Below are 25880 nucleotides of genomic sequence, written 5' to 3'. Positions count from 1 at the left end.
TGTGGAGCACTGTTCCCCTGACGTGGAGCGGCCCGGGCCGCTCCACGGGCGTCAGGCGCCGGCGCGCTTGGGGGCGCGCAGGTCGGTGATGGCCACCGGGTGACGGGCGCCCTGGGGCGTGACGAGCGCGGCGCCGAGGACGAAGTCCTGGCCCATGCGCAGCTCCAGGGTGGTGGGCCCCTTGTGGGTGGTGCGCCAGTCCAAATCGACGCGGATGGTGCCCAACAGCTCGCGGTCCACGGTGGTGGTGTCGAGTGACTCGAAGAGGGCGATGGAGATGGGGCCCGGAATCATGGGCAGCTCCAGGCTGATGGACTTCGTGGCGGGCACGGGGGTGTTGGCGGGGATGACCTCGTGCTGGGCGCCGCCGGGCACCATGATGCTGATGGGCATGGGCACCACGTCCGCGAGCCCGGCGATGCCGCGCGCCAGGTTGCGCCCGAGGATGGCCGCGCCCACCGCCACGCCCAGCTCCGGGTGCACCTCCTTCTCCGAGGACAGGCGCTTGAAGTGCGAGAAGCGCTGGCGGATGACGGGCATGCGCGTCTGGCCGCCCACCATGACGAGCTCGTCAATCTGCTCGGGCTTCAGCTTCGCGCGCTCCAGCACGTCGTCGCACGCGGACGCGGTGCGCTCCACGAGCTGGAACACCATCTCCTCGAGCTGCTTGCGGGTGAGGGTGTAGTCGAAGTCGATGAAGCTGCCGTCCTTCTGGGCGATGCAGGGCACGCGCAGCACCGTGGCGTCGCGCTGGCTCAGGGACATCTTCGCGGACTCGGCGGCGAAGACGAGCCGCTGCATCACCACCTTGTTGCCGCGCAGGTCGATGCCGTGCTTCTGCTTGAAGTCCTGCACGAGCATCTCGACGATGCGCTCGTCGAAGTTGGCGCCACCGAGGAAGGCGTCACCGCCAGTGGCGAGCACCTTGACGACCTTGTTCTGCACGGCGAGCAGCGTGGCGTCGAAGGTACCGCCGCCGAGGTCGAAGACCATGACGGTCTGCTCGGGGTTGCGCAGGTTGGCGTAGTAGAGCGCGGCGGCGGTGGGCTCGTTGATGATGGCGCGCACCTGGAGGCCGGTCTGCTCGGCGGCCTGCCGCACCGCCTCGCGCTGGCGGATGCTGGCGTGGGCGGGGACGGTGAGGACGCACTCGCGGAAGGGCTCACCGGCGGCGTGGTTCGCCAGGGTGAGCATCTGCCGGATGATGAGGTGGGCCACCTCGGTGAGCGAGGTCATCTTTCCGTACATCTTCACGGCGGTGTAGCCGTCCGGGGCCTCCATCAGCTCGAAGGCGTACTTGTCCTTGTGCTGGGTGACGTACTCGGACTGGAAGCGGCGCCCGAGGAAGCGTTTCGCGCCGAAGACGGTGTGGCGCGGGTCGTCGATGATCTGCCGGCGCGCGGCATGGCCGACGATGGACTTGTCCGCCGCGTGGAACCACACCACCGAGGGCAGGGTGAAGCTCTTGTCCGTCACCGGCACGACGCGCAGCTTGCCCGTCTTGTCGAAGAAGGCCGCCGAGGTGTTGGTGGTCCCGAAGTCGATGCCGAGGATGGAGGCCGTGCTCATACGGGAGCGAGTCTCCCACGTCCGGGGGCTCGCTTCAGCCCCCGAAGTGCCACATCGGTGAGGACGGCGGCGCGATGTGCGCCCGGCTGCCCGCCGTCTTCACCCCCGGTTGTCACCGATAGGGGAGGGCGGGACTCAGTGACAGGCGGAAATCAGGGTCTGCACGTAGCGACCCCGCAGAGTCCCGTACTGCGTGAGCGTGCCGTCGCACGTGCAGTATTCATAGCCGACCTCAACTCCGTTGGAGAGCCACGAGCGCGTCCAACTGCTGCCCCACGGGCAGGCGTAGAGGAGGCCCTGCTCCGTGCTGGCGAGTGGCTCCTGCGACGGCTCCTGCGGGGCTTCTCCACCGCAGGCACTGATGAGCACGGCGAAGAGGCTGGCGACGACTGCGGACTTCACGCGCATGGTGGACTCCTTGTCGTAGGTGAACAGCAACTGCAACTCATATGTATCACGAGACTGTGCTGCTGCGATACGCCACGCGCTGTGATGGGCCCGAAGTATCGCCAGCATCCGTCGGGTTGGCGTGTTACATGCGCCGTCATGTCGTCAGTTGACCGTGCACTGGTCCGAGACGTCGCCGCCATCGCCGCGGCGGCGGGAGTGATTGGCGTGTCCTTCGGCGCCATCGCGGTGGCGGCGGGCGTGTCCGTGTGGCTCGCCTCTGCCATGTCGATGCTCGTCTTCGCGGGAGGCTCGCAGTTCATGGTGGTGGGCGTGTTGGCGGGCGGCGGCAGTCCCGTGGCCGCGGTGCTCGCGGGGCTGTTGCTCAACGCGAGGCACCTGCCTTTCGGCCTCGTGGTCTCCGACGTGCTCGGGAAGAGCTGGCCGGTGCGGCTGCTCGGAACGCACCTGATGGTGGACGAGTCGGTGGCCTTCGCGCTCGCGCAGAAGGACCCGGCGCGGCGGCGTGCGGCGTACTGGCTCTGCGGCGGGACGCTGTTCGTGGCGTGGAACGTCGGCGTGCTCGTGGGCGCGATGGCGGGACGGGCCCTCGGGAATCCGGATGCCCTGGGCCTGGATGCCGCGTTTCCGGCCGCGATGCTCGCCCTGCTGCTGCCGTCGCTGCGGAGCTCTCCCGACGAGAAGGCCTCGGCCCAGGCCGCCACGGAGTCGGCTCGCGCGGCGGCAATGGCGCGCCGGGTGGCCCTGGTGGGGGCGGGCATCGCGCTCGTCACCACGCCGTTCCTTCCCGCCGGTCTTCCGGTGCTGCTCGCGCTCCTCGGTCTGGCGGTGGCCCTGAAATGACGCTGCTTCCCATCCTGCTCCTGGCCGCCGGCACGTTCGCGTTCCGGTTCGCCGGTCCGGTGCTCAGTCAGCGACTCCAGGTGTCCGCGCGCGTGCAGCGGCTGCTCACGCTGTCTGCCATTGCGCTGCTCTCCGCGCTGGCGGCTACGGCGACACTCACGTCGAATGGAGGCTTCGCGGGCGCGGCGCGTCCGGCGGGCGTGGCCGTGGGCGCGCTGCTGGCCTGGTTCCGGTTGCCTTTCGTGGTGGTCGTGGTCGCCGCGGCGGGGACGGCGGCGGTGCTGCGCATGCTCGGCGTGCCGTAGGCGCGCGGTGGGGCTTGCAAGCTCAGGCCCTGGCGGCGGACACCGACGAGGACTGGGGCTGCAGCACGTGACACGCCCCGTTCCACCTGGCCGTCGGCGCTCCGATTGAGCACACGGTGGACACACGAGAGTCGGTGGGCGTCCTCGTCTTCAGTACTGCTGCCGAAGCAGTGCAGGAAATACAGCCGTCTACGACTCCGACTGCCCACGCCGCAGGCCAAGCGCCTTCATCTTCTTGTAGAAGTGCCCACGCTCCAGGTCGAGGATGCGAGCGGCCTCGGTGACGTTGTCATGCGTGTGCGCGAGCACGTGCAGGATGATCTCCCGCTCCGCGTCCTCCACCTGCTCGCGGAAGGTGCGGTCCACGCGAGGCCGGAAGCCGGCCTGCACCGGAGGCGGCGTGGCCACGGCCGGCGGCGTCGGCACACCGAGCGCCGGAGCCGGCTGGGTGGCAGCCGCCGCGACCGAAGCCTCAGCGCCGGGAGAGGGCAGAGGCGCCATGGGAACCGGAGCCTCGGACGAAGCCGCGGGCGGTACCAGCGTCCTGCCCCGGGGCAGCAACTCCAGTGCATCCGTCCGGGTGACGACGGGCCCTTCACAGAGAATGGCCAGACGCTCCACCAGGTTGCGCAGCTCGCGCACGTTGCCGGGGTAGTCGTACGCGCTCATCACCGCGAGCGCGTCCGCCGACAGCGACAGGGGCCGGCGGCCGTTCTTCGCGCAGGCCTCGGTGAGGAAGGTGTTGATGAGGTCCGGCAGGTCCTCCCGCCGCTCGCGCAGGGGCGGCGAGTGAATCTGCACGACGTTGATGCGGTAGTAGAGGTCCTCGCGGAAGCGCCCGGCGGCAATCTCCTTCTCGAGGTTCTTGTTCGTCGCCGCGATGACGCGCACGTCCACCTTGAGTGTCTCGGCGCCGCCCACGCGCTCCAATTCGCCCTCCTGCAACACGCGCAGCAGCTTGGCCTGCATGGCCTGCGGCATGTCGCCAATCTCGTCCAGGAAGAGCGTGCCCTCGTGGGCCAGCTCGAACTTGCCCCGGCGCACGCTCACCGCGCCGGTGAAGGCGCCCTTCTCGTGGCCGAACAGCTCGCTCTCGATGAGCTCGTGCGGCACCGCCGCGCAGTTGAGCTTCACGAAGGGCTGGCCCTTGCGCCGCGAGTTCTGGTGCAGCGCCCGGGCGATGAGCTCCTTGCCCGTGCCGTTCTCCCCCGTAATCAACACGCGGCCCTCCGACGGCGCCGTGCGCTGGATGAGCGAGAAGATGCGCTGCATGGCCGGGCCGCTGCCCACCATGTCGTAGCGGCCGAGCTGCGCCCGCAGCTCCTGCAGCTCCTCCATCGCCGCCTGGTGCTTGAGGACGTTGCGCAGCGCCACCAGCATCCGCTCGCGGGCGATGGGCTTCTCCAGGAAGTCCCTCGCCCCGAGCTGCGTGGCCTTCACCGCCGTATCAATCGTCCCGTGGCCGGACATCATGATGACGGGCAGCTCCGGCCGCAGCTCCGTCAGCCGCGCCAGCGCCGTCAGCCCGTCCATGTCCGGCATCTTCACGTCCATCAGCACCGCGTCCACCGGGCGCGCGCTCACCACATCCAGCGCCACCTGCCCGCTGCTGGCCAGATGCGTCTGGTACCCCGCGAGCTGCAGCGACTGGCTCAGGGTCAGAAGGATGTTCTTTTCGTCATCGACGATGAGGACGGAGGCGGGCATGGCGGGTATTCCCGACGGCGGACCACGGGGCGCGGCCCCACGCGGGCAAACCTCACAATTTCATGGAAAATATTTGGAGATTCAAGGGTTTCGGGGTGCGTCCCCGGTGTCACAGATGGGACAAATGCTTTGACTCACCCCGGCCACTGAGACTAGACGCGTCGCACCAGCCCGCCGAGGCGGGCGTGTATTCGTTTTTCACGAATCTGGGAGGAATGATGCGTCGGATTTCCCTTTGGGCGGGGCTCTCCCTCGCCATGGCCGTGCTGACCGGCTGCCCCCCTTCGTACCCCAACTGCAAGGACGACTCGACCTGCTCCGAGAAGGGCGAGGTCTGCGTCCAGGGGACGTGCCAGGAGTGCGCCACCGACGCCAACTGCAAGGAGGGCTTCACCTGCCAGGCCAACAAGTGCGCCCCCAAGCCGCCGGAGTGCACGACGGACGCGGCCTGTGGCTCGGGCCGTATCTGCGAGGCGGGCAAGTGCGCGGAGGCGCAGTGCAAGGATGACTCGGCGTGCCCCGGTGGCGGCAAGTGCCAGGCGGGCCGTTGCCAGGCTCCGCAGAACACCTGCACCGTCAACACCGACTGCGGCGAGGGCCAGGAGTGCAAGGCCGGCCAGTGCGTGACGGCCTCCGCGGACAAGTGCGACTGGAGCCCCGTGCGCTTCGGCTTCAACGAGTCCACCCTGACCTCCGAGGCGCAGCAGCGCCTGTCGGACCTGGCCAACTGCATCAAGTCGGGCCAGCAGGGCGCCCTCACGCTCGGCGGGCATGCGGACGAGCGCGGCACCGAGGAGTACAACCTCCAGCTGTCCAACAAGCGCGCCGCCGCCGTGAAGCGCTACCTCACGGACCTGGGCGTGAAGGGCAACCAGCTCAAGACGGTGGGTTACGGTGAGACCCGCCCCGTGAGCAACGCCTCCTCCGAGGAGGCCTGGTCCGAGAACCGCCGCGTCGAGTTCCAGCGGTAGTTCTGGGGTAGGCTGGCGCGCGTCATGGCCGTCCACGAGCCCGAAGCGCGTCAGTCGTATCTCGTCTTCGCCTGCGGTAGCAGCTGGTACGCGGTACCCGCGGAGAGCGCGGCGGAAGTCGTTACCTTCCCCGAGCTCACGCGGGTGCCGGGCGCTCCGCCCCACCTGCTTGGCGTGTTCGCCCACCGGGGAGAAGTCATTCCCGTGGTGGACATGGGCCTGCTGGTGGGCGGCGCCAGTCAGTCGTCGCGGCGCGCGGTGCTGGTGCGCCTGCCCCGCGGCACCCTCGCCCTCACGGCCAGCACGGTGGCCGGCGTCTCCCCGGTGACGGGCACGCTGGAGCCCCTGGGCCCCACGGGCGTCCACGTCCACCTGCGCGGCCCCGCCAAGAGCGGCCCCCGGGACGTGGCCGTCATCGACCCCGAAGGCCTCTTCGACCACCTCAGCCAGGGCGCCTGAGTCATGGGCCCGCCTGACGTGCGTGGCATGCTCCTGTGCCACGCGGGCCCGCACCGGCTCGCCTTCCTCGCGCACGAGGTGGCGGCGATTGCCTTGCCGGAGGGCCGGGGCGCGGCCTCCGCCCGGCGGGCCTTCCGCATCCCCGACGGGGCCGCGCGCGTGCTGGTGTCCGCGACGGGCGGGGCGGTGGGCGTGGATACGTTGGAAATCGAAGCGGAGCCGCACCCGGTGCTTCCCGCGCCGCCGGTGGCGGTGGCCGCCTCGGGGGGAAGTCTGCGAGGCTTCGTCGTGGTGCAGGGGCGGCTGTGGCCGCTGATGGGGTTGGTGGACTTCGAGCGGTTCCTGCGCGGACTCGTGGGGGGAGAATGAAGGCGCCGGAAGGGTTGAGCGGGCTGGCCCGGTGGACGGCGCGGCCGGCACTCCTGGGCACCACCGTGGGCACGGGCCTGGGGTTGTTGCACGCGTACTCCACCGGTGCGCTGCCCGGCGAAGGGTGGGGCCTGCTGCTGGGTCAGGTGGGGCTGATGCTGGCCCTGTCGCTGTGGCTCATCGGCGTGTACTGCCGGCGCTCGCTGCGCGTGCTGTATGCGCTGGGGGAAGGACGGCTGCCGCCCACTCCGGAGCACCTGCGCGCGGCGCTGCTGGAGGCCCGCGTCTTCCCGGAGCGGTGCTTCTTCTTCGTCCTCCAGAACTGGGTGGTGGGCGCGCTGGTGCTGGCGCTGGTCTTCGTGCCGCTGGCGGACGCGGACTGGACGCTGGGGTTGCGCATCGTCGTGGGCGGCGTGTCGATGGGGCCCCTGAGCGCGCTCTTCGTCTACCTGCTGGTGGCGCGGCGCGGGCGCAAGGCGGTGGAGTTGGTGGCCGAGCAGGGGCTGTCGCCCTTGGAGGTGGTGGCCACGGTGCCGCCCCGGCGCATGCACATCCGCCGGCGCATGGTGCTCTTCATCGCCATCGCCATGCTCAGCCCGTCGCTCTTCATCCTCGACGCGTCCGTGGCCCGCACCCTGCGCGCGGTGGGCCAGGTGGTGGCGGCGCCCACGCTCGAGGAGGAGAAGGCCGTGGTGGCGCGCGCCAGGGACAGCGAAGGCATGGGCGTGGCGGGGCTCGTGGCGCTGCTGGTGATGCTCACCGCGTACCTGGGCGGCACCGTCATCGCCGAGCCGCTGCGCTCCATCACCGAGGACGCCACGCGCATCGCCCAGGGAGATTTGCGCCCGCCGCGCGTCATCGCCGCGGAGGACGAGGTGTGGGCCACGTCCGCCGCCTTCGCGCAGATGCAGGCGCAGCTCGGCCAGGCGCTCACGCAGTTACGGCGCGCGGGCCTGCAGATTTCGACCACCACCGAGCAGCTCGTGGCCACCTCCGGCGAGCAGGAGTCCGGCGCGGACGAGCAGGCCAGCTCCCTCAACGTGACGAGCGCCACCACGGAGGAGCTGGCGCGCTCGGCGCAGCAGATTGCCGGCAACGCCGAGTCCGTGTCCGCCATCGCCGAGACGACGTTCACCGCCGCGCAGACGGGCCAGCGCGGCGCGGCCGCCTTCCTCGGCGCCATGCAGCGCATGAAGGAGGACAACCAGGCCATCGCCGACGCCGTGGTGCGCCTCAACAAGCGCGTGCAGCAGATTGGCAAGGTGGTGGAGTTCATCAACGAGATTGCCGACAAGAGTGATTTGCTCGCGCTGAACGCGGAGCTGGAGGGCACCAAGGCGGGCGAGGTGGGCCGGGGCTTCTCGCTGGTGGCCGCGGAGATGCGCAGGCTCGCGGAGAACGTCATCCGCTCCACCAAGGCGATTGAGCAGCTCATCGAGGAGATTCGCGACGCGACGCACGCGGCTGTCATGGCCACCGAGGCGGGGCTGAAGACGACGGACGCGGGCACGGTGCTGGCGGCCCAGGTGGACGAGAGCCTGAGCCTCATCCTCGAGCTGGCGCGGCAGACGTCGCACGCGGTGCGCAGCATCCACCTGGCCACGCAGCAGCAGCAGACGGGCACGGACCAGCTCGCCGCGGCCATGGGCGACATCCTGCGCGTCACCGAGCAGAACTCGGCGGCCACCAAGCAGATGGCGGCGGCCAACGCGGACCTGGCGTCGCTCGCCCGGGACTTGAAGCGGGTGGTGGAGCGCTTCCACGTGGGCGCCTCGGGCTCCCCCGTGGGCTCCCCCATGGGCTCCCCCATGGGTTCCGGAGATGGGGCGTGAGGGGGCCATGAGCACGCGCAACGGCCCCCGGCGGGCCTCGTTCAGCCGGCACCTGATGATTCCCATCCCCCTCGCCAACCTGGTGGGGGCGGCGCTCAGCCTGCACTTCGCCTCGCTCACCCTGGCGGATGCGCTGGAGCCGCGCATGTCCCTCTTCGGATGGGCGGGGGCGGCGCTGTCGGCGGTGACGCTGCTGGCGGGCGCGGCGCTCTCGCTGGGGCGGCTTCGCACCCTGCGCGGGCTGGAGCGCGGGGACGTGCCCTCCGCGCCGGAGAAGCTGGCGGCGGCGGTGGCGGAGGTGACGCGGGCCCCGGACGACGCCTTCCTCGGCTCGTTGGGGTTGTGGCTGCTCACCACCGTGTCCCTGGGCGGTGTCATGTGGGGCGTGGGCGGGGTGGGGCTTCCGGTGGCGGGGCGCATCGCCGGGCTGGGACTGCTCTTCGGGCCGCTCACCGCGCTGCTCGTGCACTGCCTCGTCATCCTCCGCTCGCGCAAGGTGGTGCTGTGGCTGGCGGACCTGGGCATGACGCACGCGCAGCTCATCGCCGCCATGCCCCGCCGGGGCGAGCTTCGCGCGCGACTGGTGGCCTTCACGTTCATCTGCGTGGTGACGCCCGCGGTGCTGTCCTACCGGCTCGCCTCGGCGCTGGGTGAGCGGCTCCTCCTGAGGCTGACGCAGGAGCCCAGCCCGGACGCGCAGGTGGCGCTGGCGGAGACGCTGCGGCTGGAGGTGCTCACCTCGGGCGGCGTGCTGGTGGTGCTCGTCTTCGGGCTGGCGCTGGCCACCGCGTGGCTGGGCGGCACGTTGCTGGGGCGGCCCCTGCGCGAGCTGTCCGGCGAGGCGCGGCGCATCGCCGAGGGCGACCTGGCCAGCCCGCGCGTGGTGCCGGCGGAGGACGAGGTCTGGGACGTGTCCGCCGCCTTCACCACCATGCGCGCGCACCTGGCGGACGTCATGTCGCAGCTCCAGCGCGCGGGCGCGCAGATTTCGGCGACGACGGAGGAAATCCTCTCCACCTCCGGGCGCTACGAGGCGGGGGCCGCGGAGCAGGCCAGCTCGCTGGACGAGACGAGCGCCACCACGGAGGAGCTGGCGCGCTCGGCGCGGCAGATTGCGGAGAATGCGGGCTCGGTGGCGGAAATCGCCCACCGCACGCTGGGCGCGGCGGAGCAGGGGCAGGGCAGCGCGGAGGACTTCCTCGGCTCCATGTCCCGCATGCGCCAGGACAACGGCGCGATTTCGTCCGCGGTGGTGCGCCTCAACAAGCGCGTGCAGCAGATTGGCAAGATTGTCGAGTTCATCAACGGCGTGGCCGACAAGAGCGACCTGCTGGCGCTGAACGCGGAGCTGGAGGGCACCAAGGCGGGCGAGGTGGGGCGGGGCTTCTCGCTGGTGGCCGCGGAGATGCGGCGGCTCGCGGAGAACGTGCTGGAGTCCACGAAGGAGATTGAGGGGCTCATCGAGGAGGTGCGCGAGGCGTCCGCGGCGGCCGTGTCCGCGACGGAGGGCGGCGTGCGCGCGGTGGAGACGGGCACCACGCTGGCGCAGCAGGTGTCCGAGTCGCTGCGGCAGATTGTGGACCTGGCCGGGCAGACGTCGGACGCGGTGCGGAGCATCTCCCTGGCCACCCAGCAGCAGCAGACGGGCACGGACCAGCTCGCGGACACGATGGCGGACATCCTCCGCATCACCCAGCAGAGCCTCAACGCCACCAAGCAGGTGAGCACCGCGAACACGGACCTGCTGGTGCTGGCGAGGGATTTGCGCGGCGTGGTGGAGCGCTTCCAGATTGAGCGGGACACGCTCCGGGAGGAAGGCGGGTGAACCCGAGCGACCGCCTGCTCAAGCAGTTCCGGGACCTGGTGACAGTGCGGCTGGAGCGCATCAACCGGGGGCTCATGGAGCTGGAGGCCGGCGCGAACGCGGAGGCCGGACGGGGCATGCTGCGCGAGCTGCACGGCCTCAAGGGCGAGGCCCGGATGATGGGCTTCGACGACATCAACGCGCTCGTGCACGAGATGGAGGAGCTCGTCCGCTGCACGGAGCCGCAGCGCTACGTCCTCTCGCCCGCGTCCACCGATGCGCTGCTGCTGGCCGCGGACGCGGTGCTCTTGCTATCCGGCGCACTGCCCTCCGCGGACCCTCCGCCGAGGGTGGACACGCTCGTCGCTTCGCTGCAGGCCTGCATCCGCGCCGAGGCGGACCGCATGGCGCTGCTGGTGGTTCCGTCGGCCGCGGCATCGTCCGAGGCGGGTGCTTCCCGAGTCCCGGCGCGGGGCGAGCCCGAGGCGCGGAACCCGGGCGCCGCTTCAGGGGCCTCCGCGCGTGAGGGGACCTCGGCCCACCACCCCGGTGACGAATCCACGGGCGCCGCGCCGCGAGCAGGTTCAGGACATCCGGTGTCTGGCGGTACGGCAGGGCAGGGGATGCTCCTCACCTCTCCCTCGCGGCCCGGTGCCGCACCTGCGAGCGCCACCTCGGGGGCCGCGCACCCGCACAGGCCCACACCGCATCGGGACGCGGCGTCTTCGCCCGTCCCACCTTCCGCTGCCACGTCCACTGTCGCCGCGAACCTGTCCCGGATGCCGGCGCCCAACACCGCGACGGCGCGTGGCACCGGGACGACGGCGGCCCGCCAGCCCGAGCCGCGCTCGGACACGTCGGTGCGCATCGGCGTGGCGAGCCTGGACGTGCTCACCAGCGCCGTCACCAACCTCTCGCAGGTGGCGCGCAGGCGGGAACTGGCCAACGCCCGCCGCCTCGCCCTGGCGCGCGATCTGAGTCAGCTTGCCCGCGAGGCCGAGGACCTCGGGCCCGCGGGAGCGGCGCTGGCTGCGCGGCTCGGCAGGGCCAAGGAGCTCGCCGCCGCCCTCCACCGCGAGTCCAAGCTCCTCTCCAACGAGGAGCTGAGAGATTTGGGCATGGTGGTGGAGGAGGTGCAGACGCTGCGGATGCTCCCGCTGTCCGTCCTCTTCGAGCCGTACCCGCGCATGGTCCGCGATTTGTCGCGCGCCCTGGGCAAGGAGGTGGAGCTCGTCGTCGACGGCGAGGACACCCGCGCGGACCGGGCCGTGGTGGAGGCCCTGCGCGAGCCGCTCATGCACCTGGTACGCAACGCCCTGGACCACGGGCTGGAGACGCGGGTGGAGCGGGTGGCCTCGGACAAGAACCCCCGGGGCTGCCTCACGCTGCGCGCTGCGCGCGAGGGCAGCCGCATCGTCCTGCGCGTGGAGGACGACGGCATGGGGCTGGACCCGGCCCAGCTCCGCAAGGTGGCTGTGCGCAAGGGCTTCCTGGACGAGAGCGCCGCCAACGCCCTCTCGGACGCCGCGGCCCGCGAGCTCATCTTCCTCCCCGGCTTCACCTCGCGCGAGGTGGTGACCGACCTGTCGGGTCGGGGCGTGGGACTGGACGCCGTGCGGACCTCCATCCAGGGACTGGGCGGCGACGTGGGCGTCGAGTCCGCCCCCGGCTGGGGCACCATCTTCGAGGTGCGCGTCCCCGTCTCCCTCACGGTGGCGCCGCTGCTCTTCATCCAGGTGGGAGTGGAGACGCTGGCCCTCAGCGCCACCCACGTCTCGCGCGCCCTCAAGGTGGAGACAGCGGGCCTGGTCGAGGTCGCCGGCCGCGCCTCGCTGCTGGTGGAGGGGAGGGTGCTGCCGCTCGCCTCGCTGGCCTCACTGCTGGGCCTGGCTCCCGAGCGCCCCGTCCTCGAAGGTGAGCTGGCGCTCGTCGTCAAGAGCCAGGGCGGGGCCGCCGCCCTGGTGGTGGACCGGGTGCTGGAGGAGCGCGTCCAGGCCATCCTCCCCGTGCGCGGGGTGCTCGCCCGCTTCGCCCACCTCACCGGCGCCACGTCCCTGGCGGACGGGCGGCTGGCCATGGTGCTGTCGGCCGCCTGGCTCACCTCCAGCGCCCAGGGCACCATCCCCCCGAAGCTGCCCCGCTCGGCGCCCTCCCCGGGGGTCCCCTCGCGCAAGCCGCGCATCCTCGTGGTGGACGACTCGCCCCTCACCCGGGAGCTCATCTCCAACCTCCTGGAGGCGGTGGGGTACGACACCGTCATGGCCGGCGACGGGGCCGAGGCCCTGGACCTAGCGGACGCCCATGCCCTGGACCTGGTCGTCACGGACCTGGAAATGCCCGGGGTGGACGGCCTGGAGCTCACCCGGCGCCTCAAGGGGCACCCCACCCACTCCCGGCTGCCCGTCGTGATTCTCACCACCCGTGGTGGGGAGGATGACCGGCGGCGTGGGCTGGCGGCCGGGGCGGACGGCTACATCACCAAGGGCGACCTGGTACGACAGGACCTGGTGGACGTGGTGGGGCGCCTGTTGGGCTGACGGCCTCCATGCGCAAGGTCCTGAGGACAGTTCCGCGCATTGGCTATACTCCCAGCTTCGCGTACGGGGTATGGACAGGGCATGGGCAAGAAAGTGTCGGTGCTGGTGGTCGATGACTCACTCATCTGCCGACAGCTCATCTGCGACGCGCTGACGAAGGACCCGGACATCGAGGTCGTGGGTTCCTGCGCGGACGGCAAGCAGGCCATCGAGATGACGAAGGAGCTGCGGCCCCACGTCATCACGATGGACGTGGACATGCCCGTCATGGACGGGCTCACGGCCACCGAGCACATCATGGCCGAGTGCCCCACGCCGATTCTGGTGCTCACCGCGGACCCGCGCTCACAGGCCCCGGAGCTGACCTACCGCGCGCTGGAGCTGGGCGCGCTCGCCCTGCAAATCAAGCCCGCCATCGACGCGGGGCCCGAGGCGTGGAACCTCGTGCGCGAAATCAAGCTGCTGTCCTCGGTGCGCGTCATCCGCCACCTCCGCCGGCCCCAGAAGGGCAACATCACCCCGCCCCGGGTGGCCACGTCGGTGCTCCCGGCGGTGTCCATGGGCGTGGTGGCGGTGGCCGCCAGCACCGGTGGCCCGCAGGTGCTCTTCCGGATGCTGTCGGAGCTTCCGGCGGACTTCCCGGCGCCCATCGTCATCGTCCAGCACATCAACGCGGCCTTCGCCGAGTCGCTGGCCGGGTGGCTCGCCGGCACCAGCCGGCTCAAGGTGCGGCTGGCCCAGGACGGCGAGCCGCTGATGCCGGGGCACGTGCTCATCGCCCCGCCGGGGCAGCACCTCGTGATTCCGTTCCGGGGCCGGGTGGGGCTCAAGCCGGGCGTGGAGCGCGACGGGCACATGCCGTCCGGCACGGTGCTGCTGGAGAGCGCGGCGCGCACGTACGGGCGGCGCGCGGTGGGGCTGGTGCTGACGGGCATGGGCGCGGACGGCGCGGACGGGCTTCTCTCCATCAAGCAGGCCGGAGGGCTGACGCTGGCGCAGAACGAGGAGTCGTGCGTGGTCTTCGGCATGCCGGGCGCGGCGGTGGAGCGCAAGGCGGTGGACCACCTCATCCACGGGGACGATGTCGCGAGCACGCTGGCACGGCTGGCGCGTGGCGAGTCCCTCGCCGTGGGGCGCTGAGCTCGGGTGGGCGCCGCCGGGGCGCAATGGGCAGGCGTCCGCGCCTTCCTGACGGCGCGCACCGGCATGTCGTTGAGTGGCCCGCAGGTCCGCCGGCTGGATGAACGGCTGGCGGCGCGCAGCCGGGGCCTCACGCCGCAGCAGTACCTCAACTTCCTCAAGTCCCCCTCCGGCGCGCTGGAGCTGGAGGAACTCATCAACGCGGTGGTGGTCCACAAGACGGACCTCTTCCGGGACGAGGTGCAGCTGGCGGCGTTCCGCTCGCAGGTGCTCGCGCCGCTGGTGGAGCGGGCGCGGCGGCCGCTGCGCGTGTGGAGCGCGGGCTGCGCCACGGGCGAGGAGGTGGCCACGCTGCTGGTGCTGCTGGCCGAGGCCGGCGCGGACCCGGGCAGCACGGTGCTGGGCACGGACATCTCCGCGCACGCCCTGCAGCGGGCCCAGGGGCTGGGCTTCACGGAGGAGCAGCTCCGCCGGGTGCCGGCCGCCTCGCGCGAGCGCTACTTCGTCCCGTCGGGGACGCGCCAGGCGCTGGTGCCCGCCCTGCGCGAGCGGGCCAGCTTCCAGCTCCACAACCTGATGGACACGCCGTACCCGGCACCGGCGGGGGGCGGCTTCGACGTCATCTTCTGCCGCAACGTGCTCATCTACTTCACGGTGGAGGCCTTCCAGCGGACGGTGGAGGTGCTGGCCGGAAGCCTCGTGCCGGGCGGCACGCTGGTGCTGTCCTCCTCGGAGCCGCTGCTCCAGCTGCCCCCGACGCTGCGGGTGCTGCGCGGTGAGCAGGCGTTCTTCTACGTGCGAGCGGAGGAGCCCGCGGCGGGGGAGGGGACTCCGGCGTTCACGCTCCCTCCGAAGCGCCCGTCCGGAAGCGTTCCCGCGGTGGGGACTCCGGCGGCCTCCGCGGTGCTTCCTTCGGAGCGCGCTCCGCGAAAGAGCGCGCCCGCGTCCGCCAGCGAGCGTCCGCGCGATACCGAGGAGGCCGTCTCCAGCGACGCGGGAGGTGCCCCCTTCGCTCCGGTGGCACCGGCCATCGCCGAGGCAGACCGCCTCTTCGCGGGCGTCCTCGACGGCACCTCCTCCGGCGGCACGGAGGACCTGGCGGAGAAGAACCTGCGCCGCTGCCTCGCGCTGGACCCGGACCACGCCGCCGCGCGCTACCTGCTGGCGCTGCTCCTGGAGCAGGGCGGCCGCACCACCGAGGCCACCGCCGAGTACCTCCGCGCGCTCCAGTCACTGGAGGCGGGCCGGGCGCGCCCCGTGCCCTTCTTCCTCAACCCCTCGCGCCTCCAGGTGGCCTGCGCTCACGCCGTGGAGCGCCTGGACGCGGTCGCCCGCGGGCGTTGATGGAGCGGCCGGCCGGGCGGGCTCCACAGTCCACGGTCCATGCGAGAAGTCCGGACGGCCGGGGGATTTGGCCGTAAGATGCGCGCCCCATGCGAAGGCTCGTCCTGCTCGCCCTGCTGGCGCTCCCTGGCTGTTTCTACCCCGCTGACCGTGGCCGCGCCCTCGAGGCGAAGGTGGACCGGCTCAGTGCCGACACCGCCCAGATGCAGGCGGAACTGAAGGAGGCGCGCGAGCAGCTCGCTGCCACCCTGCCCAAAATCGACGAGAAGGTCGCCGAGGTGACGAAGGCCCTCGAGAGCCTGGACACCGCCTCGCGCCGCAAGGACGCGGACATCGGCGTCCAGTTCCAGAAGACGGTGGAGGACCTCGCCCAGCTCCGCGGCCAGGTGGAGACGTACCTCCACAAAATCACCGAGCTGGAGACGGCCCTCGGCGAGCAGGACAAGAAGCTCCTCGCCCTCCAGGGCACCGAGGCGGTGAAGGAGGCCGAGGCCAAGAAGAAGGCCGAGGAGCTCCAGCGCCCCACGGACAAGAAGGAGTTCCTCACGCTGGCCCAGGAGAAGGCCAAGGCCGGCGAGGTGCTCGTCGCGCGCCAGCTCTACACCGAGTTCCTGAAGAAGTGGGCCAAGGACCCGCTCGTGGCCGACGCGCACTACGGCCTCGGCGAGACGTACTTCACCGAGCAGCGCTGCCGCGAGGCCCTCTTCGAGTACGGCAAGGTGGTGCAGGAGTACCCGAAGTCCGCCTCCGCGCCGGACGCGTACCTGCGCTCCTCGGAGTGCTTCGCGAAGCTGAAGATGAAGGACGAGTCGCGGCTGGCGCTGGAGGAGCTCGTGAAGGGCTACCCGAAGTCCGCCGCCGCGAAGACGGCGAAGGAGCGCCTCGCCGAGCTGGACAAGGCGGCGAAGGCGCAGCCCAAGAAGGGGAAGAAATGAGCCCTCGCCCGACGAAACTCGCCGCGCTCGCGCTGCTGCTCCTGCTGCCCCTGGTGGCGGGGGCGGCACCGAAGCAGCTCACGCTGCTCTTCACCGGAGACAACGGGGGCGAAATCGCCCCCTGTGGTTGAAGGCACAACCCGTCTGGCGGTCTGGCCAGACGAAAAGTGATGCTCGAGAAGGAGCGCGCGAAGGGCGTGCCGGTGCTCGTGCTGGACGCGGGCAATGCGCTCTTCAAGAGCCGCGACAGCGGCGAGGCGCCGGATGCGAAGGCGCGCGCGGAGCTGCTCCTGTCGGAGATGGACGCGCAGGGCACCGCGGCCATGGCCGTGGGCACGCGAGACCTCGTGCTCGGCGTGGACTTCCTCAAGAAGGGGACGAAGAAGGCGAAGCTGAAGCTCCTGTCCGCCAACCTCGTGGACGCCCAGGGCAAGCCGTACTTCCCCGGCTCCTTCGTGACGGACGTGGGCGGCGTGAAGGTGGGCGTGGTGGGTGTGTCTTCCGCCACCCCCGGGCTGGAGCCGGCGGGGCCCGCCGTGAAGGGGACGCCGCAGCCCATGCTCAAGGGCCTGCCGGTGCTGCCCGCGGTGACGGCCGAGCTGAAGCGCCTGCGCGCCCAGGGGCCGCTGGACGTCGTCATCCTCCTGGCCGCCGTCCCCTACGACGAGGCCCTGCGTATGGCCGAACAGGTGGAGGGCGTGGACTTCGTGGTGCAGTCGCACGAGGGGCGTGGGCAGGGCATGGCCCAACGTGCCGCCCTGGCCACACTGATTCCGCCCGGAGAGCGGGGCCGGCAGGTCGCGAAGCTGGAATTGTCCCTGGAGGGCAAGGGTCGCTTCGTGGACATCTCGGAGCGGGAGCGCACCCGGCAGGGCCTGGGCATCGTCGAGACGAACCTCGCCAAGGCCCGGGAGCGGCTCGCGGCGGCCACGGACACGCCCACCCGGCAGTCGCTGGAGCAGTCGGTCGCCAGCCTGGAGGCCCGGCGGACGGCACTGCAGAAGACGCTCGACGGGGGCGCAACGTCCGGCGGCCGTACGCATCTACTGTCGTACATCCAGCTCGGGAGCGACGTGCCGGCGGATCCGGCCGTCCAGAAGCGGGTGGAGCGCGTCGAGCCTCCTGGCTCGGCGGCCCACTGAGCCCGGGCTGACCTTGTGAACCGGCCGGCGCGCCGTTATAAGCGCCGGCCACCCTCAGTGCCGAACCTCCTGCCCGCGTCGGGTGGGGGAAAGGCACACTGGAGAGAGCAACATGAAGGCCGAAGTGCATCCGGTTTACCCGCCCTCCCGCATCACCTGTGCCTGCGGCAACGTGGTGGAGACCAAGTCCACCCGCGGCTCGTTCTCGGTGGAAATCTGCTCGAACTGCCACCCCTTCTTCACGGGCAAGTACAAGCTCGTGGACACGGCTGGCCGTATCGACCGCTTCCGCAAGAAGTACGCCGCCAAGGAGGCCGCGCCGGCCGCCGAGGGCGCCGCCGCCCCCGCCGCGCAGCCCGCGGGTGCCAAGAAGGGCAAGAAGGCCGAGGCCTGATTCACGGCCCCAGGGCGTTCTTCACAGCCTGAAGTTGTAACCGACGAGCAGGGTGACGGAGGGCCTCCATGAGAGGCGCTCCCGCCCTGCTCGCGGTGCTTCTACGACCTGAAGTGCGCGTCAAGTTTCAGGGTGCTACAGACCAGAAATTAGACGTAGCAGTGAAGTCACCGCACATTCCGCCGCGTCCACGACGAGAGTCCGACGGAGGCGAGATGTCCGCGCACGCTGCAGCCCCTTCCCTGAAGGTTGTCCGCCGCTCCCTGAACGAGAGCGTCTACGCGAAGGGTGAGGCCTACACGCTGCTGCACGGTGACAGCCTGGAGCTCATGGAGCAGTTCGAGCCCCAGACGTTCGACATGATTTTCGCCGACCCGCCGTACTTCCTCTCCAACGGCGGCACCACCTGCAAGGGTGGCAAGCGCGTGTCCGTGCAGAAGGGCAAGTGGGACGAGTCGCGCGGGATTGAAGAGGACCACCAGTTCACCACCGCGTGGCTGGCGGCCTGCCAGCGGCTGCTCAAGCCCACCGGCACGCTCTGGGTGAGCGGCACCCAGCACGTCATCTTCAACGTGGGCTTCGCCATGCAGAAGCTCGGCTACAAGCTCCTCAACACCGTCACCTGGTTCAAGCCCAACGCGAGCCCCAACCTCGCGTGCCGCTACTTCACGCACTCCACGGAACTGCTCATCTGGGCCTCGCCGAAGTCCGGCGGCAAGCTGCAGCACGTCTTCAACTACTCGCGCATGAAGGCGGAGAACGGCGGCAAGCAGATGCGCGACGCATGGGTGCTGCCGCCCTCCGGCGACGCGGAGCTCACCGCGGACGGCGAGGGCCGGCTGTGGACGCTCACCGTCCCGCGCGGCGGCGAGGAGAAGGCCTTCGGCAGCCACCCCACGCAGAAGCCCGTGGCCCTGCTGGAGCGCATCCTCGAGGCGAGCTGCCCCCCGGACGCGCTCGTGCTGGACCCCTTCAACGGCAGCGGCACCTCCGGCGTGGCGGCCCTCAAGCTGGGCCACCGCTACGTGGGCATCGACATGGACGAGAAGTACCTCGCCCTGTCGCAGCAGCGCCTGCAGGCCGCGTCGAAGTAGCCCACCGCCTCAGACGCGGGACAGGATGAGCTCCACGCCCTGTCGCGCAATGGGGTGGTAGCGCTCCCCGTGCTTCTTGAAGAGCGAGCGCGCCAGCCCGCGGTGCTCACGCGACGACGCGAGCACGCCATACAGTGGCTTGAGGTACTTCATGCGGCCCACCTCGCCGAGGAACTCCTCGGTGCGCATGACGGCCGGCTCCCAGCCCGCGCGCACCGCCGCCACCAGCCACGACACCAGCACCTCCGAGTTGCGGCTCTTCGTGAGGCTGAAGCGCTCGTCGAGCTGGCGGATGGTGTCGCGTGGCGTGTCCGACGGCAGCCACTCCAGGTAGAGCTGCCACTCGGTGGGCGTCCAGCTCTTCACCACGTCCGCCGTGGGCACCGTGCCGCGCGTGCGCACCAGCGCCTCCAGCCTCGCGGAGCGCGGTGAGGGCGCCCCCGGCGGCACGCCCGGCTTGTGGAGGTACGCGTCCGCGTCCACCTTCGCCAGCACCCCGGGCAGCTCCCGCTCCACGAAGGCGATGAACTCCTCGGTGGTGAGCGCCCGGAAGCGGTAGGTGGCGAGGTAGCGCCGGAGGAACCCGTCGAAGGCCTGGCGCCCCGCCGCGTCCTCCATGGCGCGCAGCAGGAGGTAGCCCTTCTCGTACGGAATCTGGGAGAAGGCCTCGTCCGGGTCCACGCCCGCCAGGTGCGTGCGCAGCGCGGTGAGGTGCGGGTGCGAGCGGAAGTGGTGCAGCGCCTCCTCCAGCGCGCGCCGCCCCAGCGCCGCGTGCAGCGCGGCGACCTCGGGCCCTGCCAGCGCCTCGAGGATTCGGCGCTCGGCGAAGACGGTGAAGCCCTCGTTGAGCCAGAAGTGCTCCGCGGACGCGTTCGTCACCAGGTTGCCCGTCCACGAGTGCGCCAGCTCGTGCGCCACCACGTTGACGAGGCTCTTGTCCCCGGCAATCAGCGTGGGCGTGAGGAAGGTGAGGCGCGGGTTCTCCATGCCGCCGTAGGGGAACGACGGAGGCATGGTGAGGAGGTCGAACCGCTCCCAGTCGTACGGGCCGAAGAGCGACTCCGCGGCGCGGAGCATGTCGTCCACGCCGGAGAACTCCTCCGCCGCGTCCTCCAGCAGCTCCGGCTCCGCCCACACCCTCGAGCGCGGGCCCAGCTCCTTCGGCGCGAGGCTGCCCACGGCGAAGGCCAGCAGGTACGGCGGCACCGGTTGCGGCATCTCGTAGTGCTCTTCCGCCTCCACGCCGTGCTCCTCGCGGCGCACGAAGCTGGCGGCCATGACCGCCTTCAGCGCCTTGGGCACCCGCAGCGCCGCGCGGTAGCGGATGCGGATGCGCGGCGTGTCCTGCAGCGGCACCACGCTGCGGGCGTGGATGGCCTGACACTGGCTGTACAGGAAGGGGTGCTGGCCCCCGGCCGTCTGGGAGGGTGTCAGCCACTGGAGCGCGCTCGCGCCGGGTGACGTCCGGTAGCGCACCGTGAGCTGCTTCAGCCCCGGCGGCAGCTCCACCCGCAGCCGGCTGCCCAGAATCGGCTCCGGTGGCGACAACATGTAGGGCAAGGGACGACCGCTCGCGTCCGTCACCGCTCGGATTTCCAGATCCCGAGTATCCAAGTCCAGTGGACCGGCCGACGCTTCCTTGAGCGTCAGTGTTGCTTCCGCATGCAGGCGCCGCGTCCGGAAATCGACGCGGGCCCTCCAATCCAGGGTTTCCGTCTCAGGCTGCGTGCTGTCGTTGTAGGAGTGTGGGTCGAGGCGCGCCATGGAGGACCGGTTTGTAGTCGGTGTCACGACCCCATGGCGAGCCATCCGGCCATCTGATTCGATTGACTTTCGAGTCAATCGCCTACATTTGTGCAGTCCTCTCCTTCCCACATAGGGAGCCTTTCAGAATGACGACGCGGATCCGCAAAGTGGCTGTGCTGGGCGCCGGAGTCATGGGCAGCGGCATCGCCGCGCACCTGGCCAACTCGGGCGTGCGCGCGCTCCTCCTGGACATCGTTCCGCCGGCCAAGCCGGGCGAGGACACCTCGTCCAAGGCCTTCCGCAACAAGTTCCCGACGGGCGCGCTGGCCAACATGCGCAAGCAGAAGCCCAGCCCCATCGTCTCCGAGCAGGTCTTCGCCAACATCGAGGTGGGCAACTTCGAGGACGACCTGCACCGCATCTCCGAGTGCGACTGGGTGGTGGAGGTGGTGAAGGAGGACCTCGGCATCAAGCAGGACCTCTTCGCGCGCGTGGAGAAGCACATTCGCCCGGGCACCATCGTCTCCTCCAACACCTCGGGCATGTCGATTGCCGGGATGACCCAGGGCCGCGGCGCGGAGTTCAAGAAGAACTTCCTCGTCACGCACTTCTTCAACCCCGTCCGCTACATGAAGCTGCTGGAGCTGGTGGCCGGCAAGGAGACGGACCCGGAGGTGCTGAAGACGCTGCACCGCTTCGGTGAGGAAGTCCTCGGCAAGGGCATCGTCTACGGCAAGGACACCACCAACTTCATCGCCAACCGTATCGGCACGTACGGGATGATGAAGACCATCGCCGGCATGGGCCCCGCCGAGCTGACGATTGAAGAGGTGGACAAGGTCTTCGGTCCGCCCATGGGCCGTCCCAAGTCCGCCGTCTTCCGCACCACGGACATCGTCGGTCTGGACACCTTCGTCCACGTGGCGAAGAACTGTTACGACACCCTCACCAACGACGAGGAGCGTGAGGCGTTCCGCATGCCCCAGTTCATCCTCGACATGGTGCAGAAGGGCATCCTGGGCGACAAGAGCGGCGGCGGCTTCTACAAGAAGGTCGGCAAGGACATCCAGGTCCTCGACCTGGGCACCATGCAGTACCGCGCCCAGAACAAGGTGCGCTTCGAGTCGCTGGGCGCCGCGAAGGAAGTGGAGGACGTCCGCGAGCGCGTCGCGGTGGTGATGAACGGCCAGGACAAGGCCGCGAAGTTCGCCGAGCGCATCTCCCTCGACGTCATGGCCTACACCAGCCGCCGCATCCCCGAGATTGCGGACGACCTGGTCAACATCGACCGCGCCATGCGCTGGGGCTACGCGTGGGACCTCGGGCCCTTCGAGGCCTGGGACGCCTACGGCGTGAAGAAGGGCGTGGAGCGGATGAAGGAGCTGGGCCTCAAGCCCGCCGCCTGGGTGGAGCAGATGCTGGCCGCCGGCCGCACGTCCTTCTACGGCGTGGAGAACGGCAAGGACACCTACTGGGACATCCCCACGAAGTCCGTGAAGGTGGTGCCGGAGAACGCGCGCACGCAGCGCGTGGAGTACCTCAAGCGCGGCAACAAGAAGATTGCCGGCAACGACTCCGCCACCCTCTGGGACATGGGCGACGGCGCCACGCTGCTGGAGTTCCACAGCAAGATGAACTCGCTCGATGACCAGATCATCGAGATGATGGGCACCGCGCTGGACGAGACGGAGAAGAACTTCCGGGGCCTGGTCATCGGCAACGACGGGGCCAACTTCTCCGCGGGCGCCAACATCGTGGCGCTGCTGTGGGCTGCGAAGAGCGGCGAGTTCGAGGTCATCCGCCAGCAGGTGCGCACGCTGCAGGCCACCCTCCAGCGCATGCGCTACAGCCCGGTGCCGGTGGTGACGGCGCCCTTCAACCTCACCCTGGGCGGCGGCGCCGAGGTGACGATGAGCGGCAACGCCATCCAGGCCAGCGCCGAGCTGTACATGGGCCTGGTGGAAGTGGGCGTGGGCCTCATCCCCGGCGGCGGCGGCAACATGCAGTTGTTGCGCAACGTCTTCGGCGCATACGCCGCGGACAAGGACTTCGACGCGCTGCCCTTCCTCAAGAAGGTCTTCCTGGCCATCGGCACGGCCAAGGTCGCCACCAGCGCCGAGGAGGCCCGGGAGATTGGCTTCCTGTCGCAGCAGGATGGCATCACGTCCAACCGCGACTTCCTCCTGTCGGATGCGAAGGCTCGCGTGCTGGGCATGGCCAACGCGGGCTTCAAGGCCCCGCGTCCCACGCGCTTCCGCCTGCCGGGCGCCAGCGGCGCGGCCACCATCGACATGATGCTCTACGACATGGAGCTCAACGGCCAGGTGAGCGCCCATGACCGCAAGATTGCGCAGAAGCTCGCGCGGGTGCTGACGGGTGGCGACACCAGCCCGTCCGTCCTCGTCACCGAGGAGCGGCTGCTGGAGCTGGAGGCGGAGGCCTTCCTGAGCCTGTGCGGCGAGGAGAAGACCCAGGACCGCCTGCAGCACATGATTGAGAAGGGCAAGCCGCTGCGGAACTGACGGCCGGCCGGTATCCATTGACCACCTGAATCGAAATTTGCTGACTGCCCGGGTGCTCCCCGGGCGAGGAGACACTGAGATGCCTGGTCGAGTCGTGATTGCCAGCGCGGTGCGCACGCCCTTCACCCGCGCGCACAAGGGAGAGTTCAAGGACACGCGGCCGGACACCCTGGCCGCCGTGGCCATCAAGGAGGCCGTGGCCCAGGTCCCCGGCCTGAAGCCGGCGGACATCGAGGACGTCATCCTCGGCTGTGCCATGCCGGAGGCGGAGCAGGGGATGAACGTGGCGCGCATCGCCACGCTGCTCGCGGGGCTGCCGGACACCGTGCCGGCGATGACCATCAACCGCTTCTGTTCGTCGGGCTCGCAGTCCATCGCCCAGGTGGCGCAGGCCATCCTGGCGGGGACCATCGAGGTCGGCATCGGCGGCGGCACCGAGTCCATGACGATGGTGCCGATGGGCGGCAACAAGGCGAGCGCCAACCCCGAGGTGATGCAGAAGCTGCCCGAGGTCTACACCTCGATGGGCGCCACGGCGGAGAACATCGCCACGCGCTACAACGTCACGCGTGAGGACGCGGACAAGTTCGCGTACGAGAGCCAGCGCCGTGCCGCCACCGCGCGTGAGCAGGGCAAGTTCAAGGACGAAATCGTCCCGGTGACGACGACCTTCTTCGACGATGAAGGCAACGCGAAGACGGTGACGGTGACGAACGACACCATCCTCCGTCCGGACACCACGCTGGAGGGACTGGCGAAGCTGAAGCCGGCCTTCAACCAGAAGGGCGTGGTGACGGCGGGCAACGCGTCGCCGCTGACGGACGGTGCGGCGGCCGCGGTGGTGATGAGCGAGGCGAAGGCGAAGGAGCTCGGCGTGAAGCCGCTGGGCTACTACGTGGACTCCGCGGTGGCGGGCGTGCCCCCGGAAATCATGGGCGTGGGCCCGGTGCCGGCGGTGCGCAAGCTGCTGGCGCGCAACAAGCTCGAGGTGAAGGACATCGACGTCTTCGAGCTGAACGAGGCCTTCGCGGCGCAGGCGCTGTACTGCATCCGCGAGCTGGGGATTTCCCTGGACAAGGTGAACCCGAACGGCGGCGCCACCGCCCTGGGCCACCCGCTGGGCGTGTCCGGCGCGCGCATGGTCGCCACCATCCTGCGCGAGCTGAAGCGCCGCAACGGCCGCTACGGCGTCGTCAGCATGTGCATCGGCGGCGGCATGGGCTTCGCCATGCTGCTCGAGTCGGCGAAGTAGCCAGACGCCTCACCGTGAAGTGACAGCGGGCTCCGGGGACACTCCCCGGGGCCCGTGTCGTTTGGGGTGCCAGAGCAGGGCCTCGTGGGCGCTGTCCTCGGCATGAAGACACGCCCGCCGTTGCTTGTCCGGCCCCTCGCGTGCACCGCAATCCGTTTCGAAAATCGTCGCGTACCCCCTCTTGAAACCCAAGGGGGTACACGACATGGATTCGCAGCACGCAGGCATTCCTTTCGTCCCGGGGCGGAGCCGGGACATCTGCGCCGGCTCACCCAGGCTCCAGGAGGTCCGGCGGCAGTACCGGGCCCTCGCTGAAGGCCGGTGTCTCGACATGGTCAGCCGGGTCTTCCACGGCACGCCGGGCCGGAAGGCCCTCGTCAGCTCGGGACTGGGGAGCCCCACGAGCAGCCACTCGCCAGCCCGGCAGCGCGAAGTGCTGCACTTCGGCTCGTACAACTACTCGGGTCTGAATGGGCACCCCCGCGTGCTGGCCGCTGCGGAGGCGGCCCTGAAGCGCTTCGGCACCACCACCAGTGGCGTCCGGCTGCTCAATGGGACGAGCGAGCTGCACGTGGAGCTGGAGCGGAGCCTCGCGGACTTCCTCGGCGTCGAGGACTGCATCACCTACAGCAGCGGGTACATGGCCAACGTGTCGGTGCTCTCCGCGGTCTGCTGCGAGGGGGATGCCGTCCTGTCCGACGTGCTCAATCACCGCTCGCTCGCGGACGGGCTGTGGCTTTCGGGCGCGCGGCTGCATGCCTTCCCGCACCGTGACTCACGGAGCCTGGAGGAAGTGCTCGCGGAGCTGCCCCGGAGCCAGCGCAAGTTCATCGTCACCGACGGCATCTTCAGTATGGACGGCGACATCGCGGACCTGCCGGAGCTCGTGCAGCTGGCCCGCGCGTACAACGCCTTCATCATCCTGGACGACGCGCACGCGACGGCCGCGCTCGGGCCGCTGGGGCGCGGCACCCCGGCCCACTTCGCGATGGAGGACGAGGTAGACCTCTTGACGGGCAGCCTCAGCAAGGGGCTCCCCGGCATCGGCGGCTTCGCAGCGGGTCCGAAGGCCACCATCGACCTGCTGCGCTTCGGCTCCTGCGGCTACATCTTCTCCGCCTCGCTGCCTCCGCCCGTGGTCGCCGGCGTCATCGAGGCGCTCTGCATCCTGCGGGAGGAGCCGGAGCGGCAGACGCGGCTGCACCACAACGAGCGCTTCCTGCGCGTGGGCATCCAACGGCTCGGGCTGGACTGCATGGACAGCGCGTCGCCCATCATCCCCATCCGGATGCCCTCCCTCCAGACGACGGTGGAGATGGCCCGCCTGCTCCAGGACGAGGGCATCTACATCAACCCCGTCGGCTACCCGGCCGTGAGCAGGAACAAGCCCCGGCTTCGGCTCAACGTCAGCGCCAACCTGGAGCAGGCGGACCTGGAGCGCTGCCTCGAGGCGCTGGAGCGCTGCGGCCGCCGGCTGGGAGTCCTGGAGCAGCGCGCGTGAGCCCAT

At 70.3% G+C, this 25880-nt stretch carries 22 protein-coding genes; 18 read left to right on the top strand and 4 right to left on the bottom strand.

The window, feature by feature from the left end; genetic code table 11:
* Positions 1-51: 51 nt before the first annotated feature.
* Complete coding sequence (locus ACVTJA_RS37380; RefSeq protein WP_465827321.1) at positions 52-1569, bottom strand: Hsp70 family protein; 1518 nt, start codon at positions 1567-1569, stop codon at positions 52-54.
* Between the two features lie 135 nt (positions 1570-1704).
* On the bottom strand, positions 1705-2007 hold the full coding sequence (locus tag ACVTJA_RS37375; RefSeq protein ID WP_465827318.1) for a hypothetical protein: 303 nt from the start codon (positions 2005-2007) through the stop codon (positions 1705-1707).
* A 108-nt stretch (positions 2008-2115) separates the two neighbouring features.
* On the opposite strand from ACVTJA_RS37375, the gene ACVTJA_RS37370 reads away from it, so the two are divergent.
* Both ACVTJA_RS37370 and ACVTJA_RS37365 read left to right on the top strand, forming a co-directional pair.
* Entirely contained in the window at positions 2116-2820 is a 705-nt protein-coding gene (locus tag ACVTJA_RS37370) for an AzlC family ABC transporter permease (RefSeq protein WP_465827316.1), read from the top strand.
* A complete protein-coding gene (locus ACVTJA_RS37365; RefSeq protein ID WP_465827312.1) occupies positions 2817-3125 on the top strand; it encodes an AzlD domain-containing protein in 309 nt (102 codons plus the stop codon). The genes ACVTJA_RS37370 and ACVTJA_RS37365 overlap by 4 nt, the downstream gene beginning before the upstream one ends.
* Before the next feature lie 189 nt (positions 3126-3314).
* On the opposite strand, the gene ACVTJA_RS37360 is transcribed toward ACVTJA_RS37365, so the two are convergent.
* Positions 3315-4832, bottom strand: a complete 1518-nt coding sequence (locus ACVTJA_RS37360; RefSeq protein WP_465827309.1) for a sigma-54-dependent transcriptional regulator — start codon at positions 4830-4832, stop codon at positions 3315-3317.
* 218 nt (positions 4833-5050) lie between these two features.
* Here ACVTJA_RS37360 and ACVTJA_RS37355 point away from each other — a divergent pair, with 218 nt between their 5' ends.
* The 13 genes from ACVTJA_RS37355 to ACVTJA_RS37295 all read left to right on the top strand — a co-directional run bounded on the left by ACVTJA_RS37355 (position 5051) and on the right by ACVTJA_RS37295 (position 18853).
* Positions 5051-5803: an OmpA family protein gene (locus ACVTJA_RS37355; RefSeq protein WP_465840618.1), complete on the top strand. Its 753-nt coding sequence runs from the start codon at positions 5051-5053 to the stop codon at positions 5801-5803.
* A 24-nt stretch (positions 5804-5827) separates the two neighbouring features.
* A complete protein-coding gene (locus ACVTJA_RS37350; protein ID WP_465827306.1) occupies positions 5828-6262 on the top strand; it encodes a chemotaxis protein CheW in 435 nt (144 codons plus the stop codon).
* A 3-nt stretch (positions 6263-6265) separates the two neighbouring features.
* On the top strand, positions 6266-6631 hold the full coding sequence (locus ACVTJA_RS37345) for a protein CrdC (RefSeq protein WP_465827304.1): 366 nt from the start codon (positions 6266-6268) through the stop codon (positions 6629-6631).
* Positions 6628-8463 carry a methyl-accepting chemotaxis protein gene (locus tag ACVTJA_RS37340; RefSeq protein WP_465827302.1) on the top strand — a complete coding sequence of 612 codons (1836 nt, stop codon included), beginning with the start codon at positions 6628-6630 and terminating at the stop codon, positions 8461-8463. Before ACVTJA_RS37345 ends, ACVTJA_RS37340 begins: the two co-directional genes overlap by 4 nt.
* Positions 8464-8470: 7 nt before the next feature.
* Positions 8471-10288, top strand: a complete 1818-nt coding sequence (locus ACVTJA_RS37335) for a methyl-accepting chemotaxis protein (RefSeq protein WP_465827301.1) — start codon at positions 8471-8473, stop codon at positions 10286-10288.
* Positions 10285-12804 carry a hybrid sensor histidine kinase/response regulator gene (locus tag ACVTJA_RS37330; protein WP_465827299.1) on the top strand — a complete coding sequence of 840 codons (2520 nt, stop codon included), beginning with the start codon at positions 10285-10287 and terminating at the stop codon, positions 12802-12804. Before ACVTJA_RS37335 ends, ACVTJA_RS37330 begins: the two co-directional genes overlap by 4 nt.
* 81 nt (positions 12805-12885) lie before the next feature.
* Positions 12886-13944: a chemotaxis-specific protein-glutamate methyltransferase CheB gene (gene cheB / locus ACVTJA_RS37325; protein WP_465827297.1), complete on the top strand. Its 1059-nt coding sequence runs from the start codon at positions 12886-12888 to the stop codon at positions 13942-13944.
* A 66-nt stretch (positions 13945-14010) separates the two neighbouring features.
* A complete protein-coding gene (locus tag ACVTJA_RS37320) occupies positions 14011-15288 on the top strand; it encodes a CheR family methyltransferase (RefSeq protein WP_465827295.1) in 1278 nt (425 codons plus the stop codon).
* Between the two features lie 89 nt (positions 15289-15377).
* On the top strand, positions 15378-16223 hold the full coding sequence (locus ACVTJA_RS37315; protein ID WP_465827293.1) for a tetratricopeptide repeat protein: 846 nt from the start codon (positions 15378-15380) through the stop codon (positions 16221-16223).
* Positions 16220-16354, top strand: a complete 135-nt coding sequence (locus ACVTJA_RS37310; RefSeq protein ID WP_465827290.1) for a hypothetical protein — start codon at positions 16220-16222, stop codon at positions 16352-16354. The genes ACVTJA_RS37315 and ACVTJA_RS37310 overlap by 4 nt, the downstream gene beginning before the upstream one ends.
* Before the next feature lie 39 nt (positions 16355-16393).
* Positions 16394-17365, top strand: a complete 972-nt coding sequence (locus tag ACVTJA_RS37305; protein WP_465827289.1) for a metallophosphoesterase family protein — start codon at positions 16394-16396, stop codon at positions 17363-17365.
* Positions 17366-17477: 112 nt separating this feature from the next.
* On the top strand, positions 17478-17759 hold the full coding sequence (gene rpmE / locus ACVTJA_RS37300) for a 50S ribosomal protein L31 (protein WP_465827287.1): 282 nt from the start codon (positions 17478-17480) through the stop codon (positions 17757-17759).
* Positions 17760-17974: 215 nt separating this feature from the next.
* Positions 17975-18853 carry a DNA-methyltransferase gene (locus ACVTJA_RS37295; RefSeq protein ID WP_465827285.1) on the top strand — a complete coding sequence of 293 codons (879 nt, stop codon included), beginning with the start codon at positions 17975-17977 and terminating at the stop codon, positions 18851-18853.
* Between the two features lie 9 nt (positions 18854-18862).
* Here ACVTJA_RS37295 and ACVTJA_RS37290 read toward each other — a convergent pair whose 3' ends face one another.
* Positions 18863-20617, bottom strand: a complete 1755-nt coding sequence (locus tag ACVTJA_RS37290) for a M1 family metallopeptidase (RefSeq protein ID WP_465827284.1) — start codon at positions 20615-20617, stop codon at positions 18863-18865.
* A 128-nt stretch (positions 20618-20745) separates the two neighbouring features.
* Here ACVTJA_RS37290 and ACVTJA_RS37285 point away from each other — a divergent pair, with 128 nt between their 5' ends.
* The 3 genes from ACVTJA_RS37285 (at position 20746) to ACVTJA_RS37275 (ending at position 25874) form a co-directional block, all read left to right on the top strand.
* Positions 20746-23121 (top strand): 3-hydroxyacyl-CoA dehydrogenase/enoyl-CoA hydratase family protein, encoded by a 2376-nt coding sequence (locus ACVTJA_RS37285; protein WP_465827282.1) that lies wholly within the window; start codon positions 20746-20748, stop codon positions 23119-23121.
* Between the two features lie 79 nt (positions 23122-23200).
* Complete coding sequence (locus ACVTJA_RS37280) at positions 23201-24373, top strand: thiolase family protein (protein ID WP_465827280.1); 1173 nt, start codon at positions 23201-23203, stop codon at positions 24371-24373.
* Positions 24374-24578: 205 nt separating this feature from the next.
* Positions 24579-25874, top strand: coding sequence for an aminotransferase class I/II-fold pyridoxal phosphate-dependent enzyme (locus ACVTJA_RS37275; RefSeq protein WP_465827278.1), 1296 nt, complete (start codon positions 24579-24581; stop codon positions 25872-25874).
* Positions 25875-25880 lie beyond the last annotated feature (6 nt).

This window comes from Pyxidicoccus sp. M6, from assembly GCF_055568925.1.
This window is presented reverse-complemented; position numbering and strand designations above follow the sequence as displayed.

Excerpts from the sequence above, each read along its gene's own strand:
- ACVTJA_RS37380 (WP_465827321.1), bottom strand. The coding sequence starts at position 1,569 with ATGAGCACGGCCTCCATCCTCGGCATCGACTTCGGGACCACCAACACC.
- ACVTJA_RS37370 (WP_465827316.1), top strand. The coding sequence starts at position 2,116 with ATGTCGTCAGTTGACCGTGCACTGGTCCGAGACGTCGCCGCCATCGCC.
- ACVTJA_RS37365 (WP_465827312.1), top strand. The coding sequence starts at position 2,817 with ATGACGCTGCTTCCCATCCTGCTCCTGGCCGCCGGCACGTTCGCGTTC.
- ACVTJA_RS37360 (WP_465827309.1), bottom strand. The coding sequence starts at position 4,832 with ATGCCCGCCTCCGTCCTCATCGTCGATGACGAAAAGAACATCCTTCTG.
- ACVTJA_RS37355 (WP_465840618.1), top strand. The coding sequence starts at position 5,051 with ATGCGTCGGATTTCCCTTTGGGCGGGGCTCTCCCTCGCCATGGCCGTG.
- ACVTJA_RS37350 (WP_465827306.1), top strand. The coding sequence starts at position 5,828 with ATGGCCGTCCACGAGCCCGAAGCGCGTCAGTCGTATCTCGTCTTCGCC.
- ACVTJA_RS37345 (WP_465827304.1), top strand. The coding sequence starts at position 6,266 with ATGGGCCCGCCTGACGTGCGTGGCATGCTCCTGTGCCACGCGGGCCCG.
- ACVTJA_RS37340 (WP_465827302.1), top strand. The coding sequence starts at position 6,628 with ATGAAGGCGCCGGAAGGGTTGAGCGGGCTGGCCCGGTGGACGGCGCGG.
- ACVTJA_RS37335 (WP_465827301.1), top strand. The coding sequence starts at position 8,471 with ATGAGCACGCGCAACGGCCCCCGGCGGGCCTCGTTCAGCCGGCACCTG.
- cheB (WP_465827297.1), top strand. The coding sequence starts at position 12,886 with ATGGGCAAGAAAGTGTCGGTGCTGGTGGTCGATGACTCACTCATCTGC.
- ACVTJA_RS37320 (WP_465827295.1), top strand. The coding sequence starts at position 14,011 with ATGTCGTTGAGTGGCCCGCAGGTCCGCCGGCTGGATGAACGGCTGGCG.
- ACVTJA_RS37315 (WP_465827293.1), top strand. The coding sequence starts at position 15,378 with ATGCGAAGGCTCGTCCTGCTCGCCCTGCTGGCGCTCCCTGGCTGTTTC.
- ACVTJA_RS37310 (WP_465827290.1), top strand. The coding sequence starts at position 16,220 with ATGAGCCCTCGCCCGACGAAACTCGCCGCGCTCGCGCTGCTGCTCCTG.
- ACVTJA_RS37305 (WP_465827289.1), top strand. The coding sequence starts at position 16,394 with ATGCTCGAGAAGGAGCGCGCGAAGGGCGTGCCGGTGCTCGTGCTGGAC.
- rpmE (WP_465827287.1), top strand. The coding sequence starts at position 17,478 with ATGAAGGCCGAAGTGCATCCGGTTTACCCGCCCTCCCGCATCACCTGT.
- ACVTJA_RS37295 (WP_465827285.1), top strand. The coding sequence starts at position 17,975 with ATGTCCGCGCACGCTGCAGCCCCTTCCCTGAAGGTTGTCCGCCGCTCC.
- ACVTJA_RS37290 (WP_465827284.1), bottom strand. The coding sequence starts at position 20,617 with ATGGCGCGCCTCGACCCACACTCCTACAACGACAGCACGCAGCCTGAG.
- ACVTJA_RS37285 (WP_465827282.1), top strand. The coding sequence starts at position 20,746 with ATGACGACGCGGATCCGCAAAGTGGCTGTGCTGGGCGCCGGAGTCATG.
- ACVTJA_RS37280 (WP_465827280.1), top strand. The coding sequence starts at position 23,201 with ATGCCTGGTCGAGTCGTGATTGCCAGCGCGGTGCGCACGCCCTTCACC.
- ACVTJA_RS37275 (WP_465827278.1), top strand. The coding sequence starts at position 24,579 with ATGGATTCGCAGCACGCAGGCATTCCTTTCGTCCCGGGGCGGAGCCGG.